Source organism: Nocardiopsis sp. iso_40, assembly GCF_056173285.1.
On record NZ_CM149666.1, the window covers coordinates 3909466 to 3925820 of the forward strand.

Annotated in this window: 4 protein-coding genes; 2 read left to right on the top strand and 2 right to left on the bottom strand. The window is 73.8% G+C overall.

Going from position 1 to position 16355, the window contains the following annotated elements; all coding sequences use genetic code 11:
• Positions 1–75 precede the first annotated feature (75 nt).
• Positions 76–1209 carry an NAD(P)-binding domain-containing protein gene (locus AC0VYD_RS17135; RefSeq protein WP_475476527.1) on the bottom strand — a complete coding sequence of 378 codons (1134 nt, stop codon included), beginning with the start codon at positions 1207–1209 and terminating at the stop codon, positions 76–78.
• Positions 1210–1553: 344 nt separating this feature from the next.
• On the opposite strand from AC0VYD_RS17135, the gene AC0VYD_RS17140 reads away from it, so the two are divergent.
• Both AC0VYD_RS17140 and AC0VYD_RS17145 read left to right on the top strand, forming a co-directional pair.
• On the top strand, positions 1554–12836 hold the full coding sequence (locus AC0VYD_RS17140) for a WXG100-like domain-containing protein (protein ID WP_475476528.1): 11283 nt from the start codon (positions 1554–1556) through the stop codon (positions 12834–12836).
• Positions 12837–12972: 136 nt separating this feature from the next.
• On the top strand, positions 12973–13323 hold the full coding sequence (locus AC0VYD_RS17145; RefSeq protein ID WP_475476529.1) for a hypothetical protein: 351 nt from the start codon (positions 12973–12975) through the stop codon (positions 13321–13323).
• 93 nt (positions 13324–13416) lie between these two features.
• Here AC0VYD_RS17145 and AC0VYD_RS17150 read toward each other — a convergent pair whose 3' ends face one another.
• Positions 13417–16350, bottom strand: coding sequence for an OmpA family protein (locus tag AC0VYD_RS17150; RefSeq protein ID WP_475476530.1), 2934 nt, complete (start codon positions 16348–16350; stop codon positions 13417–13419).
• Between the last annotated feature and the right edge of the window lie 5 nt (positions 16351–16355).

Consider the following 16355-nt stretch of genomic DNA (forward strand, 5'->3'; position numbering starts at 1 on the left):
GGGGTTCAGGGGGGTCCGTGTCCGGGCCCCGACGTTTTCGGGGCCGCTCCCGGCCAACGTGACTGAGCGGACATTCTACTCCTGGGCCCTCCGGGTCCCCAAGGGTCGGTCGGCCACGGTCGGCGGAGCGGAACGCAGTTCGGCGACGGCCTGGCGGGCCACGGACCGGCCGGCCCGGTTGGCGCCGATGGTGCTGGCCTGCGGGCCGAACCCGGCGAGGAACAGGCGCGGCTCCCGTACCGAACGGCCGTTCTCGGCACGGACGCCGCCGCCCGGTTCGCGCAGCCGCAGCGGCGCCAGGTGGGTGAGTTCGGCACGGAACCCGGTGGCCCAGATGATGGCGTCGACCGGCTCGAAGGAACCGTCGGCCCAGCGCACGCCGTCGGGTTCGATCGCGCTGAACACGGGTCGGGCAGCCAGGAGCCCCCGGTCCCGCGCGGCGAGGTTCTCCGGTGTGGCGGGCAGGCCGGTGCCGCTGATGATGCTGGGCAGTGGACGCCCCGCCCTGGCCGCCTCGTCCGCCTGACGCACGGCGCGGATCCCGCCCTCGGGGTCGTCGGTGAACTCGACCGGCCGACGGGTGGTCCAGACCGTGCTCGCGGCCACACCCTCGAGTTCGCGCAGGAAACCGACGGCGGAGGTGCCACCGCCCACCACCAGCACCCGCATCCCCGCGAAGTCCTCGGCCGACCGGTACTCGGGTGTGGAGACCTGTACGCCGCGGAAGTCCGCGGCCCCGGCGAAGTAGGGCCGGAAGGGCCGCGCCCAGGTCCCGCTGGCGTTGACCACGACCCGCGCCGCGACATCACCCTTGTCGGTCCCGACCAGGAACCCCCGGCCCTCCTTACGCACTGAGGTGACCCCGACCGGCCGCACCACGTTCAGCCCGAACCCCCGTTCGTAGCGCGCGTAGTAGTCACGCACCACGTCGCGGGCGGGCCTGGAGGCGTCCGCGGTGTCGAAGCTCAGCCCGAGTTCACGCATGCCGGGCAGGTCGTTGACCCTGTGCGCGTCGTCCAGGCGCAGCGATTCCCAGCGGAACTGCCAGGCGCCCCCGGTGTCGGGCCCCCGGTCCAGGACCACGAAGTCGACTCCGGGTTCGAGCCCCAGCCGCCGCAGGTGCCAGGCCACCGAGAGCCCGGCCTGACCGGCCCCCACGATCACGGCGTCCGCCGCGCCCGGCAGCACGCCACCCCGAACACCCGCCACGACCGCTCCTCTCCTCGTCCGTCACCGGTGGGCAACAACGGCGGGGGCCGGTTCATGCCGACGGGGACGACGGCCCCGGAACCGGCGGAACCGGCGCGGTGGGTCGAGGCCGGGGGCGGGACCGGATCGAGGCGGCCGGTACGCCGGATCTCCCCGTACGGAAGGGTTTCGCGACGGGGCGGCCACGGTCCGGTGCGGCCGCGGTGACCGGACGGCGAACAATGCGGGAAGGGGTGCCCGGGCCAGAGGGCACCGGGGTTCGGCCGTCCTAGGATCGTCGCGTCGGCGGGCCACGCGCCCCCGGCCTTTCGACGGCATCGGAGCGGCAGGACGCGAGGGCGCCCATGGGGATGGAGATCCCCGACGAACTGGCCAACCTCTTCTACGGGCTCACCGGAACCCAGTGGCCCAAGGTCGACGAGGACCGGCTGCGGAACTTCTCCGACGCGTACGCGACCGCCGAGTACATCCTGGCCACGGAGCTTCCCGATCTGGTCCTGGTCCTGCGGCGCAAGGTGCAGTCCACGTTCGACAGCCGCACCACCGAGTACTTCGAGAACTCCCTGGCCCAGTTCACCGCGGGAGAGCGCAACTACATCGGGGAGGCCGCCGAACTGGCAGGCGAGATCCGCCAGTACGCCAAGGACGCGGCCAACCAGGTCGAGTACGCCAAGTGGATGATCATCGGCCAGCTTATCCAGCTGGCGTTGGAGATCGCCTGGGCGATCGCGACGGCCAAGTTCACCTTCGGCGCCTCGCTCAAGATGATCCCCCTGTTCAAGTTCATCAGCAACCAGGTGATCCGGCGCATCCTGAACTGGCTGGTGTGGAACCTGCTCAGCCACCTGTTCGTGGCGCAGATGTTCGGCGTGACCATGGACCTGCTCATCCAGCGCATCCAGATGGACCAGGGGAACCGGGAGGGCTGGGACAAGGAGCTCACCCGGATGGCCGCCGCGGGCGCGTTCGTGGAGGGGCTGCTCAGCGCGGGCCTGTCGTTCGGCGCGGACCTGTTCCTCAGCGGTCAGCTGGCCAAGCTCTTCAGCAAGAACCTCCCCGACCCGCCCGCGCCCCCGCCGCCACCCGTCCGCGACCTCCTCGACGATCCCCCCGCCGGTCCTCCCGGACGCGGGTCGGACCCCGACGCGTTCCCGTCGCCACCGCCGCCGAGGAACGTCCCCGACACGTTCACGGGTCCCCCGCCACGGGACACCCCCGACCCCGACCCCGACCCGACACCCCCGCCACGAGACCCGCCGGGCGACGGGCCCGGCGCTCCCCCGGTGCGCGTCCCGCCGCCCCCCGGGAGCATCACCCCGGAGTTCAACCGCGACCTGGTCAACCTGTTCGCACGCAACTCCAACGAGTTCCTGAACCCGGCCCAGCGGCCCAACACCACGAGCCAGGGCGCGGGCCACGCCGGGCGGTTCGTCGACGGGTCGGGTGACGTGTTCGCCCGGCACTTCGGGGACACGCTCGGCGACACCGCCGCACGGAACCTGGGCCGGAACTACGCCGAGACGCTGCTGCGCACGTGGAACACGCCACGCATGACCTCCTCCCTGGACGACGTTCTGGGCTCCGCGCCCCTGCCCCCGAGCGCCCGGGACCACCTGGCACGGGACGTGCCGGACGCCTTCGGCCGCACCGTGGCCGACTTCGGCAACCGCTGGAGCGACCGGGCCACGTCCCTGGGCATCGGCGCGGCCTCCGGCGCGTTCGAGGGGTACGTGGGCGAGGGCCTCACCAACCTGTGGTTCTCACCCGAGCAGAAGTGGGAGGCGTCGGGCATGTCGGCGGTCGCCGGGGCCTCGAGCTCGGTGGTCCACGACCTGGCCGTGACCGGCGGCCTCAAGGGCCTGGACTCCCTCAGCGACCTGCGCGGCCTCAACGACCGCCCGGCACCGGACTTCGGCCCGACCGACTTCTCGGAGTCCGGCTCCGACGACGGCTCCTCCGACGTGTCGTCGCAGGAGGGGGACCAGCCCCTGCGGCAGGGCGGGGGCAGCGCGTTCGAGTCCGGGGACGCACCGGTCCTGCGCCTGCGAGGCGGTGGCGGGGACAGCACTTTGTCCTTCGAGAGCTACGACGGGGACGACGACGTGTCGACGCTCGCCCCGTCGGACCGCCCGGACAGCGAGTACGGCGAGTACGGCGAGGGCGACGAAAGCGGTGGAGCCCGGGAGGACAGCGGGACCGGGGAAGAAGGCCCGCGGGGTGGACAGGACTCCGCCGCGCTCCCGGGCGCCGAGGAGGCGCCGACGTTCGGCACGAGCGCCGAGGAGGGCACTCCGCGCCTGTCACCGAGCGGCGGGAGTGAAGAGGAGGGTCCGCACCTGTCCCCGGGCAACGGTGGCGAAGGGCCCGGCCCGCATCCGCCGGAGGCCCCGGCCGGGGGCATCGACCTCGGCGAGTTCTTCCGCTCCCTGAACGGCGACGCCACCGGGACCGGCTCCGGGAGTGCGCCCGTGCCGCCGCCGGTGGTGACCGCTCCCGTACCGCCCTCCGTGCCCCCCGTCGCCCCGGCCCCGTCCCCGGTTTCGAACGCGCCGGGGGCCGTGGCCTCCGGGCGCGCTGAGGGCACGGGCTCGGGCCCGTCGCGTGACGACGGCCACGGTGCGGCTCGGACAGGCGGTTCCGAGGGCGTCGTGCCCGAGGAGGTACCGGCGGCCCACGAGGTTTCGCCCGTCGCGGAGGACGGACCCTCACTCACGGAGGCAGGCCCCGCCTCATGGGACACGGAGCGCGCCTCGGACGAGGTAGGCGCACCGCGGACGGAGAGCGCGCCCGCTTCCCCCGCGCCGACACCGGAGCCTCCGTCGCCAGGCAACCGGAGCCCGCAGGGGGACTCCCCGTTCCAGGACGCACCGCCCGCGGGGCAGGAGGGCGGTCCCGTTCCCCCAGCCGGGGAGGAGGACGCGGGGCCCCCGGTTCCGGCTCAGGATTCGGATTCGGATTCGGATTCGGAGAACGGTCTCACCGAACACGGGGAGGGCCCTGCCGTCCGGAACGAGAACCCACGGGACGAAGAACAGCTGGAGACCCCCGCCGAGAGCCGGGCCGAGGACACCGACGGACTGGAGGAGCCCTCGACCGGCACCGGGAGCGTGCCGACCGACGGCGCGGACGACTCCGCTCCCCTCCGCCGAGAGGGCCCGGGCGCCGACGGTCAGGAGTCACCGGACACCGGGGGCGCCCCTCCTGCCTCGGGCGAGTCCGCCGAGGCGGCCGTGCCCGACGGCTCCGTCGCGGGAGCGGTTCCCCCGGCCGAGCCCGCCCACCGCAGGAGCGGTGCCGAGACGGAGACCCCGCGCTCCCCGAAACCGGGCGGTGTCCGCGATCCGCTCCAGGGACCGGCCGACCGTGAGCGGGGCCCGGACCTCCTACCGGGATCCGCCCCCGAGGAGTCGCCTGGTACGGCCGACCTCACCGAGGGAACGGGCCCGCGCACTCCCCCCGCCACGGAGTCCGTGGAGGAGAGGCCCCTCAGCTCCGTGAACGAGTCGGTCGACCCCCGGGACGAGCACGTCGGACTGCCGGACCCTTCCGCGAAGGCGAGGGAATCCGAGCCCGGGGGGCGCGAGGACACGGAGGCGGACAGCGAGGAGACGAAGGAGAAGGAACCCGAGGCCGGAGGTTCCGAGAGGAGGGCGTCACAGGAGCCGAAGCCCCCGGCGAACGAGCCCGAGCCGAAGGGTACCGGGGCGGAGCCGACCGAGGAGAAGCCCCCCGGGCCCCGGGACCCGATGCGCGAGGTTCCCAAGAGCGAAGAGCCCAAGAGCCAGGAACCGAAGGTCGGGGACCGGAAGGGAGAACCGGTCGAGGCCGAGGGACCTCCTGCCCGGCGACCCGAGGCGGAGGAGCCGGAGACCGAGCCGACCGATACCGCGGACACGGGCGGGAACAAGGGCGCGGACACCGGCGCGAACGCGGAAACGGGCGGGGAGAGCAGTGGCGACTCGGCGCCGGGAACCGGCGAAACGCCACAGGACACCGAGGCTCCCCAGCACACCCCGCAGCCCCCCGTACCTGTGCAGGGGCCTCCGGACAGGGCTCCGGAACCGCTCGCGGGCCCCTCCCGTACCGGGGAGGAAGCGGACGCCCCGCGGCTCAACTACCTGATCGAGTCCCGGTGGGTCGAGTCCTACGGCGTACGGGTCGACCCCGACGCCGTCCTCGACACCTTCCCGGGGCTGCCCGACGACGTCCGCACCTTCCTGGGGCAGGGCCTCTCCACCGACCCCCGGGACTTCTTCTCCGCCGACGGCGTCCGCCGGGCCTCCTCCGACGGCAGGACCTACGAGCTGCGTCTGAGCTCCGAGGACGCGTGGCACAGCGGCGGGCGGGACCGGCCGGGCGCCGCCAAGGCCAAGTACAAGGGCCTGCACGACGAGCAGACCCAGACCTCGAAGGGCGATTCCGGGCTCTCCGGCAAAGCCCGGCGGCCGGTCGTGGGCTTCCAGGCCAACCTCTTCGGGGAGGAGTCCATTCCGGCTCCCACGGTGGGCGGCCGGGTGTCGGCCTTCGGGGGCTCGTCGGTACAGCAGCAGTCCGGGGACACGGGCCACACCCAGCTCCTGACCACGGAGATGACCGGTGAGGGGCAGACCTACAGCAGCGACCTGACGGTCACCTGGCAGGTCGAGGAGGCCCCGCGCCAGGCCCCACCCGTTCCCCCCGTGGCGGACGGTGCGACGGGGCGCGACGGCTCGGAGGCCCCGCCACCGGCCACGGCCGCCACGGAGGGGGTCGACGGCATCGAACTGCCCACCCGGCAGAACCCTCCGCCGACCCGTCTCGAGCGGGGCGTGGAACTGGTGCTGATGGGCGGCGTGCAGCACCGTGAAGACCTGCCCGCGCGGATCACGTTCACGGACCTGTGGGCTGCACCTGCACCCCGCTCCGACGGCCACGGTGCCAACCGAGGCGGAACGAACCGGGACGCACGCCACGACGACAGGGCGAACCGGGACACCCCCAGGTACGGCGGTTACCTGGCCAACTCGCACCCCATCGCGATCGACTCCGTTACCCGCCGCGCCTCCGACGGTCCCGAGAGAAACGGCGCCGAAGGAGGCGGCGCGCCCCGGCCGCGAGGTGACGAAGCGCCCACCGCGCTCAACTCCTGGATCGCCGACCGCCTCGGGTTCGAGCCGCCCGGGACGGGTTCGAACACGCGCCGGGTGCTCCACCGCACCCGGGGGGACCGCGGCGCCCCGGCCGTGGTGTCACAGCCCAAGACCGGGTCGAGGGCACTGCACCGCGAACTGAACCGGCGCGGCGTGCTGGAGGTGTTCTCCGACGACGTCCTCATGACCCAGCTGCCCACCATGACGAGCGAGCCCCGGACCGTCAGCGTTCCCGACGCCAAGGGCGGATCCCGTCTGGTCACGCTCTGGTCCTACCCGGTGTCCATGGAACTCGTCCCCGACACCCCCAAGAACTTCAACATCAAACTGACCGACCGCCTCAACCGCGGCTCCGGGCTGCTCGCCAACCGCCTCAAGGGCTTCTTCGTGGCGGTCTCAGCCGGTGTGATCTCGCGCCTGCCCGGCGACGCGTTCCGGGTGGAGGCGCCCTCCTTCGAAGCGCGCTTCCAGAAGGTGTGGAGCCGCGGCCGGGGGCGCTCGGACAACGCGTGGGACTCGCACCTGTTCCACAGCACGGACACGGCCGTTTACAGGACGCGGCGCACGACCGCCGTGTGGCTCGACAACGACACCGAGCCCACGCTGTTCGACGTCTCCGCGACCGAGGCCCTGACCGCCGACGACGTCCGTCGGCTCGCCGAGGGCGGGCCCGCCGCCAATCCCGTCGAGCGGACGGGGGACCCCTTCCTGGACCGAGAGGGGGGACCGACCCACCTCGGCGACTCCCTGGTACGCGACGTGACCCACACCGACGGCACCGAGGTCCGGGCTACCGACGGGGACCAGATGCGCCCCTTCTTCCGGGACTACGCGCACCAGCTCCTGACGGAGATCGACCGGCAGTACCCCGGCCTGGTGCTACCGCACCTCGCCCTGCCGGGCACCCCGGCGCCCGCGCGCTCGCACGCGGGCTGGAACCACCGGCGCAACAGGGACCAGGCCCGGGAGAACACCGAGGTCCTCCTCGCCAAGGTCAACGCGGCCTCCTTCCGGGCCGAACCGGACGCCTGGCTGTCCGGGCAGATGGAGGTCAAGCTGGTCGAGACGAAGGTCCTGCCCTGGCTCAACGAGTTCAGGGAACGCCGCGTCACGGTCCACGACCACATCTCCGTGTGGCCCCGGGTCAGGATCACCGGCTACTCCGAGGCCGAGCCCCTCAAGAAGTCGCACACCGGCACCACCACCGGTTCGTCCTCGAGCATGAACCGCCAGGCGGGCAAGGTCACCTCGGCCACCGCTGAGGGGCGGTTCGGTTTCACGGCCCGCGGTGTGAGCAGCGGCCTCGACTCCTTCGGCCACCCCTCCCAGGCGGGCGGCGTGTACGCCCGCGCCGCCAACGAGTTCCGCAAGAGGCAGCGGAGCGAACACGGGATGTCGTCGACCGGCGAGACCAACGTCAAGGACAAGAGCGGTAGCCGCCGCCTCTTCGCGGACGCGGAGTTCTCGGCGTGGTTCGGTCCCAAGGACGGACTGGTCCCGCGCTCCTCGCGGTTCGAGGCCCCGTCCAGGACGGGCATGGGGCGCGAGGTCTTCGGCGAGGGCCCCGGGGACCGCCCTGCGCCCAGGGCCCGGGTGGAACTGCACACGCCCCGGGTGGGGCAACGTGTCCCGCTCGACTCCCCGCCCGCCGGGAACCCGGCGCCACCCCGAAGGCTCCCGGCCTCCACGGCCTCCCGCCTCTTCGGGCAGGGGCCCGAGGAATTCGTCACCACCGACCCGCGCACCGTCCGGATCCACCGGTCGACCCCACACGGGCTGGAGACGGTCACGGAGGTACCCGAACCCCGGGAACCGACCCCCCGCACGACCGGCGCGGAACCACCGCCGAGGGCGACCGCCGCCACGCCCCCCGCGGTCCTCGCGGACGACTCCGCTCGAAGCACCACCGCAAACCCGTCCCGGACCGACACCCCGGGTGAAACGGCCGGGACCACGGCGGTACGGCAGGAGGGGGAGGCCCCGCACGCCACCGGGAACGACACGCCGGGCCGCGCACCGCGCACCGACGAGGCCGCACCACCCCTGGCCATCCGGCGCACCCCCCGCGCGGAGCTGCTGTCCGGCACCTTCGGCACGGTCCAGGCCTTCAACCCCGCGGTCTTCCGCCGCGGCGAGCACGTGATCACCGTGGGGTCGCTCACCTACGGGGCCCTGGACCGCGACCACTGGGCCTTCTCCCGGTCGGTGGCCTCCCGCGACGGCAGCGCGGCCATCATCGCCGCCCACACGTCGTCGCAGACGCTGGCGGCCTCGCCCGGCCTCACGCAGAGCACCGGCGACCGGTTCCGGTTGCAACTGGATGACGGCATCGCGCCGTCGCGGACCCGGCCGACGACGGTGACCTGGTACGTGCCCACCCACGTCGTCTCGGCCGCCCTGCGCGAGTTCGCCGTGATGGAGCCCAACCGGGTGCGGGAGATCTCCTTCGGCGACGGGCTCTCCCACGAGAACGCGTTCACCGTCTCGGTCGCCGCCCGGGCGGCCTTCAACCCCCAGCCGACGGCCGAGACGGCCGGCCAGGCCCCGCGCGGTACCGTCGGCCCCGTCGTCCAGCCCGGCCTGGAGGCGCGGTACACACCGCACGGGCACGGCCAGGGCGAGTCGTCCTCGGTGTCGTACCGGATCCGTCGGGAGGTCAAGTTCACCGGCGCCACCTTCGAGTTCCTCACCAACGGCGTGGTCCTCCAGGCGACCGAGCACAAGAAGGACTTCGACTTCCTCTTCTCCGTCCCCCGGTCCGTGAAGCAGAGCGGGTACTCGGCCTGGTACGCACCGGTGAGGGACGCCCAGAAGATGATGGTCCCCGCCCTGTGGGTGTTCTCCCGGGGCCTGGTGCACGACAGCCTCACCTGGCGGCCCGGCGGCGGGGTCGAACCGGGTACCCGGCCGCCACCCCAGAGCCCGCCCGCCGGGCTCGGCACCAAGCCGGACCTGGCCGGCAAGGGGTTCGACTCCCGTCCCGCCCGGGCCCCCTCCCTGGTCGACCAGCTGGAGCAGCAGCTGAACCGGGCCGGGTGGGAGCTGACGGTCCACTCCCGTGAGGACCTGGTCAAGGTGGTGAGCGAGCACGTCGACGGCGACCGGCCGGGTACGGAGGTGCGGGTCAAGGCCCTGGAGACGCGACTGGACCCGCTCGGTCCGAGCCCGCGGATCAAGGACCGCTCGCGCGTGGCCAGGCTCACTCTCCACATCGAACGGGGCACCGACCGCGTCGACCAGTTCGGCGGGCAGATGGAGTATGTCGACCGCAACATCAAGGCGACCGGTCTGTCCCAGACCAACACCAGGATCCGGGGACAGGGCTTCGGCGGGGCGGTCGACCTGCTCGCGCCGATCGGGAACAAGGAGGACCCCGCGTCCGGGAGGCAGACCGGCGCCGTCAGCGCGGGCGGCACCCCCGCGTTCCGGCAGCAGTCGGTCACCGAGGAGTCCTCGTCGGCGGGCACCGCACGCGAGGAGACACAGGAGCGGGTGCTGTTCTCCCCCTACGCCGTGGTCACCACCCCGACCCGGGTGACCGCGCACCTGTCCTTCGGCGACCAGGTCTACACCGCCACGGCCGACGACACCGTGCGGGAGAGCGTCTACCCCCTGCCCTTCCTGGAGACGCCGGCGCCCGCTGGCGCCGCGCCCGGGACCGGACCGCGCTACGAACCGGACAGCATCGACCTGGACGGCTCCTCCTACGCCGACAACTGGGTGAGGGGCCACAAAGGACCGGACGGGAACGGCTTCCAGGACGGCGAGGGCGGCCTCTCCGCGATCCCCCTCGCCATTGAGGGGGAGGCGAAGGTCCTGCTCGACGCCGCCGTGGTCAACGCCGCGCTGGTCGGCGGGTGGACGAGCCCCAACGGCAGGCTCGACCTCAACGCGGCCGAGGTCGCGTCGGCCACCCGGTACCTGGACGGGCGCATCTCCGACATCGAGCGGACCGCGGGGATCACCGCGCGCAAGGACGAGACACTGCTGCTGGCGCTGACCCCCGACGCGACACGGGAGACCACCGTACTGGCGGAGTTCGGGGGGACGGTGGTCAGGACGCGTGCCCTGCTCGACACCGGGTCGGCCACGATCGAGGGGGTCAGCAACGACAGCCGCGCCCGCGACTCGGACCAGGAGGGCGGGCGACAGTCGCACACCAGAGCGGAACAGCGGGCGAACAACGTCGGTTTGGGCGGCCAGGCCACGGAGACCGGGCGCCCGGCGGACCGTGTCCGCGAGGCCGCGGAGGCCGAGTCGGCGGCCCTGAGCGGCGCCCGCGGCGGCAGCTCCGCCGGACAGCGGCACGGAGCCGTGGCGAGCGGGCCGGGGACCAAGCGGATGTTCCTCGTCCGTATTCCGGCGCGCTGGCTCGTCTGGGCGGAGAGCACGGACGGCACGGCCCCTCCCCGCGGGGGGCAGGCCGACTCCTCGGTACTGCGCTGGATCGACGCCGACCAGGCCCGGTCCTGGGGGCTGGCCACCGACTCCCCGGCGATCGAGCGGTACGCGAAGGCGGAGGCGGCGTTCGCCAAGGCCGACGCGGCCTACTTCAAGGCGCGCGGAGAGCTCTTCTCCTTCGTCGGCCGCATCGACGAACCCGGGGCCGGCGGAGAGGGCCTCCGGCAGCGCTACCGCGAACTGGAGGACGGCTACCACGACCTGGAGGGGGTCCGAAACTCCACGATGCGGGATCTGGTCGACGCGTTGCGCGACCTGCGGGAGACACGGCCCCCGGTCGAACCGCAGCCGCTGGTCGCGCCCCGGACGGAGCCGGAGGGTGACCCGCCACACGGCGGGGAACCCGCACCCCGGCCGCCGGAACAGTCGCTCCACGAAGACCCTCTCGCCCCTGAGGGTGTCGGCGGCACCGAGCGGTCCGCACCGGACGTCGAGCTGCCGCCGTCCACGGCCGACCCGGTGGAGGAGGGTGACAGGCGCGAGGGCCTGACGACGGGCGGGCCACTCACGCCCTGGTCCGAGGCCGGGGACACCTTCGACGACAGCGACCTCTACGACGCCACTCCTCCCGGCTCGCCCCGCCCGCAGCCCGTACACGACACGCCACCGGCCCTCCTGCACCGCCCGGAGTCCGCCGGATCCGACCCGGCGGGCACCGGACTCACGCGGGAGGTCCCCGGAACCGACGGCGGGGCCCCGACACCCGAGGCCGCGCCGTCCGAGCTCCCGAAGCCGACGGCCCCGGCCGCACAGGAGAGCACCGAACACGAGGATCCGCCCGTACCGCGCACCGAACCATCCTCCACGACCGGGGAAGGGCCCCCGCCGCCCGCACCGGACCCCCACCCGGCCGAAACCGCCGGGGAGAGCACCGGGACCGGAGAGCACGACACCCCCGGGACACCGCCGCCCCCTCCGCGGGAGACCGTGGGAACGGACGGCGGGGACGGCATCGCCACCACCGCCCACGCCTCCGACCGCGACAGGGCCCCGGCCGACGATGCGGCGGCCCCGCCTGCCCACGGCCTGGGCCGCCGGGACTCCGCGGGAATCCTCCGGTTCCCCTCCGAGACGGACGTCGCCGGCTACGGCGACCTCCTGCACGACCCCGACTTCAACCCCAACACCTACGACGCGCTCCCTCCCCGGACCCGGAGATACGTCGACGCCTACACGGCCGAGAGCTGGGTCGCCGAGTTCTCCCGTCTGCGGCCGCTGAACGAGGCGACCGTACAGGCCGAACTCGACCGGCGGCGGGAGGAGGGCGCCGCGCACCCCGGCTGGACCCTCTACGAGGTCAACGGCGACCGGTGGCCGACCCTGGAAGCCCTCCCCCGGCTACTGAACAGCAACAGGCTCACCCCCGACCAGGATGCGGTCGTCAGGAGCGTCATCGAAGCCCCCTACCCCGAGAGCGCTCTGGAGGACCTCCGGAACCGCGCGGGCAGTGCGGGCCTGATCGCCGACACGCTCCGCGACAAGAGGGGACGCGGGAAATACCCCGACGCGCAGGACGTCCTGAACGTCATCGAACACCTGGACCGCGCCACCGGACGGAGCCTGCCGGAGGGAGTGGAGACGGTACGCGGGGTGTTCGGCTTCGAGCACCTGGCCCCGGGCGCGACAGCCGACCCCTCGTCCCTGATCGGCGAGACCTACACGGATCCGGGATACATGTCCGTCTCCCTCGGCACCCGTCCCGGCGCGGCAGGCGGCTCCCCGACCGACCTCGTACGGTTCTCCCTCCCACCGGGCACGCGGGGCCTGTGGGTGGGCGACCGGAGCCTGCACCCCAGCGAGCGCGAGATCATCCTCGCCCGGGGGACCTCCTACCGGATCCTCTCCGTCGAGCGGTGGGGCCGGGGGTACGTCCTGCACGCCGAGATCCTTCCCGCGGAGCACCCCCCGCAGCCCGACCCCGACACGGGCGACGGGTCCACCGAGGAACCGGGGCCAGGAGAGGGGAACGGGCGGTCCCGGCAGGAGGAGCTGAACACGGCGTTCTCCGACGCCCTCAGTCCTCCCCCACCGCCATGACGCGCGTCCCCCCGTGTACACCCGGCCGTCGACGCGCGCACGCGTTCCCTTCACCGCCCGGCGCTACAACGTGAGGGGAGCGGGGCGCAACGGGACCCGGGCGGCGGGAAGGCGCCCCGCACGGGAAGGAACGACGATGGCCGACGGCAACCTGACAGTCCACCCCGAGGAGATGGCCCGCGCCGGGGAGGCGCTGCGTGAACCGGGACAACTCGTCCGCGAGACGTTCGCGCGCCTGGCCTCGGAGCGCCGGTCGATGGGTACCGTCTGGGAGTCCGGCGACGACATCTCGGACTCGCTCAACGAGAACCTCACGCCCCGGGTGGAACTGCTGGACCACTTCGGCGAGGCCCTGGGCATCGCCTTCGACCGCACCGCCGACGTGGTGCTGGGGTCGGCCCGCAACTACGACGTCTCCGACGAGTACGCCTACGACATCAGCGACAACATCGACCTCCCCGGGGGCCCCGGCGACGGGCGGCGCTGACCCCCTCCGCCCGGCCCAGGCGGAGAACGGCGCCCCCGCGGACCCGCGTCCGAGGAGGCGCCGCCGGGTGGCCGCCGGATACCGGGGCCGCGCTCACTCCTCGCCGCGGGGCCTCAACACCCGTCCCCGGCCCGCCTTGTGCGGCTTGACGGGCTGGGGCCTGCGTGAGGGCGGCGCCTCCTCGCCGTCCGCGGCCTTCCCGGGAGGGGCCGGTTCGGTCACGGAGGTGCGCGCCCGCGGTTCCCGTGTCGCCCGCCGGGCCGCGACGCCCTCCCGTTGGGCCGGGGCCGAACCGGACCGTTCGGGGCGGCGGACCGGGCGCTCCCCCTGCTCCGGCACCGACGGCCGCTCCGCCCTGACCACTCGGACCCGCCCGGCCTTGCGCCCCGGCACGCGCGCGTGCCGGACCCCGGTCCTGGTGCCCTCCGAAGCCGCCTCAGCCGGTACCCGTGCGTCCCCGCCGGAGCCCGGGAGACTCCGGTCGGCGGCCTTCGCGGTCTGATCCGCGACCGAAACCGGAGTGGACTCAGCGGCGCTCTCCTCCCGGCCCGGACCCTGATCACCGTCGGCCCCAACGGTGACAGGACTCTCCGCAGCAGTGCCGGACGCGGCCTCCCCGGGGTCCGCCTGTGACGGGGCGGCGGGGGCTGTAACGGGCTCTGCGAGCTCGGAGGCCGCAGCGGGCGCGGCGGCCTCGGAGGCGGTCCTCCCACCGCCTTCCTCCGGACCTGTGCTGTCCCCGGCCTCCTCTCGGACTCCCTCAGCGGAAGCGGTACCGGGGTCCTCAGCTTTCAGGGACCTCGCCTCGTCCGTGTCCTCGGCGGCGGGCTCCACCTCTCCAGCCCGGTCGACCGGTCCCGTCTCACCCGCGTCGGCGGTCGGTCCGGTCCCGTCCCACCAGGTGTCGTCGTGGTCGTCGACTCCGGCGGCACCGGCCGCCTCCCGCGCGGGCGCACCGGTGCCCGCGCCCCCGTCCGCGTCCCCCTCCTGGAACCCCAGGAAGGCGGCCTCGACGGACGCACCGTCGTCCGGGGCGGTCCTGGACCCGCGTCCGCCGTCGCGGTCCGTGGCCGCCTCACCGTCGGCGGTACCACCCTCCGCGGCGTCGGCGTCCCGTGTCCCGTCGTTCCGGGCCGGTCCCGTGTCGGACTCCCCGGTCAGGTCCTCGCCGAGAACGTCGGCGTCCTCGTCCCAGAAGCGGGTAAGCCGTTCCCAGGCGGCGGCGTCGCCCACCCGGGTGAATGCGTCGTCATCGTCCCAGTCCTCGGCCACGAGCACCGGGCGTTTCCGCGTCCCCTCGTCCCCTGGGCCGGTGCCGACCCGTGAGGCGGACCGGCTCGGCCTCTCCGACAACGTGTGGTCCGCCTGGTGGTAGGCGCGTACGGCCTCGTGGACCTCCTCGGCGGTCGATCCGGGCCAGGAGCAGTGGAACAGGGTGGAGAGCGGCTGACTGGTCTGCGAGATCAGCCCGTCCTCGTCGACAGCGCAGTTGCCGCCCAGAGGCCAGCTCCCCAGGATGACGGCGGTCAGGCCGCGGTGCTGGCCGTGCAGCAGCAGTCCCGACAGCGCGTGCTCGTGCCCGGGGTCGGGCGAGGCGATGAGGACGAGCGGAGCCCGCTCGTCCTCGGCCATGGCGTGCAGCTCGGAGGCCAGGAACGCCACCGCGTCCTCGGTCGCGGACACCATGGTGACCGGGTCGCACGGCCGGTCGCGCAGCAGGTCGCGGCCGGTAGCGCCGAGCAGCCTGGCGGCCTCGCGCTCGGTGATCAGGACACGTACCGCGAGGGGCTCGGACGGGTCCAGGGCGTTGGCGATCAGGCGCCGGGCCGCCCCGTCCGCACCCTTGCCGGTGAGGCCGAGGCCGGGGACGTGGTCGAGTTCCACGGTCACGCGCTCGTCGATGTCGTCACCGGGCACGGGGCGGGCGGGCGGCGCCGGAAGCGCCAGGCGGCGCGGGCGCCTGGTCAGTCGCGGCCGGGGCAGGCTGAGCGCCATCCTCGGCACGAAGGATCCCCGCTTGCCGAGCAGGAAGCCCCCGGCGAGCCCGGCGAAGCCCACGGCCCCGGCGACCGCGCCGTCCGGGACCTCCAGGATGACGACGCGGGGACCGTCCTGCGCCTCCTCGGAGAGGTCGGAGGTGTGCTCCACGGTGACGACGGACGAGGCGGTCTCCTCCGCTTCCTCCGCCGCCGTTCCGGTCCCCTCGTCGGCGCTCTCTCCGCTCTGCTGCTGCGCTGGGGCCTGCGCCGGGGCCAGGGTGTAGGCGATCTCGACGCGGCGCTGGCTCTCCGGCGGCCCCTCGACCGGCAGGTCGGATCCCCTACCGGTGACCTCGGTGTCGGGAGCGTCCTCGCCCAGCGACTCGGCCAGGTGGTCGGCCACAGCCCGGGCACGCTCCTCGGACAGCTCCTGGTTGCGGTCGGGGTCACCGCTGGGGTCGGTGTGGCCGGTGATCTCGACGGGGACGTTCTCGTCCCAGTGGTCGGCGAGCATCTCCACGGTGGGCGCAAGGTCCTCCCGCATCCGCTCGGTGAGTTCGGCGGACCCGAGCTCGAATCCGCTGACGGTGCGGGTGCGCTCGACCGGGCCCTGTTCCGCCCGGTGGTGCGGTGCCTGCGGCGCGCCGTCCCCGCGGTCGGTCTCCGGGGCCTCCTCCGCACGGTCGTCCGCCGGAGCGACGGTGTCGGCGAAGGCCGCGGCGGGGGTGACGGCGGTGGCCGCGACCGCGGTGGCGGCGATCGCCTGCAGGGGACCGAGCGGGCGCAGCCGCAGGGGCGCACCGCGCAGGCGTGCCGCCCCCTCGGCGGCCAGGGCCAGTGCGAACAGGCCCCACAGAGCCCACAGGGCCGTGATCATCGCGGCGGGGAGGACCCCGGGGGGCAGCCGCCAGCCGCGCAGGTGCGCCAGGGCGACGTCCCACGACGCGGGCAGTTCGGGCCAGGCGACGTGCCAGACGAGGACGTAGGGGATACCGATCAGGAGGGCGAGCGCGAACAAGGCCGCGCCGAGCCTGCTCAGATGGTGCATCTTCG

Bases quoted from the DNA above. Each gene is read 5' to 3' on its own strand.
- AC0VYD_RS17140 (WP_475476528.1), top strand. From the start codon at position 1,554: ATGGGGATGGAGATCCCCGACGAACTGGCCAACCTCTTCTACGGGCTC.
- AC0VYD_RS17145 (WP_475476529.1), top strand. From the start codon at position 12,973: ATGGCCGACGGCAACCTGACAGTCCACCCCGAGGAGATGGCCCGCGCC.
- AC0VYD_RS17150 (WP_475476530.1), bottom strand. From the start codon at position 16,350: ATGCACCATCTGAGCAGGCTCGGCGCGGCCTTGTTCGCGCTCGCCCTC.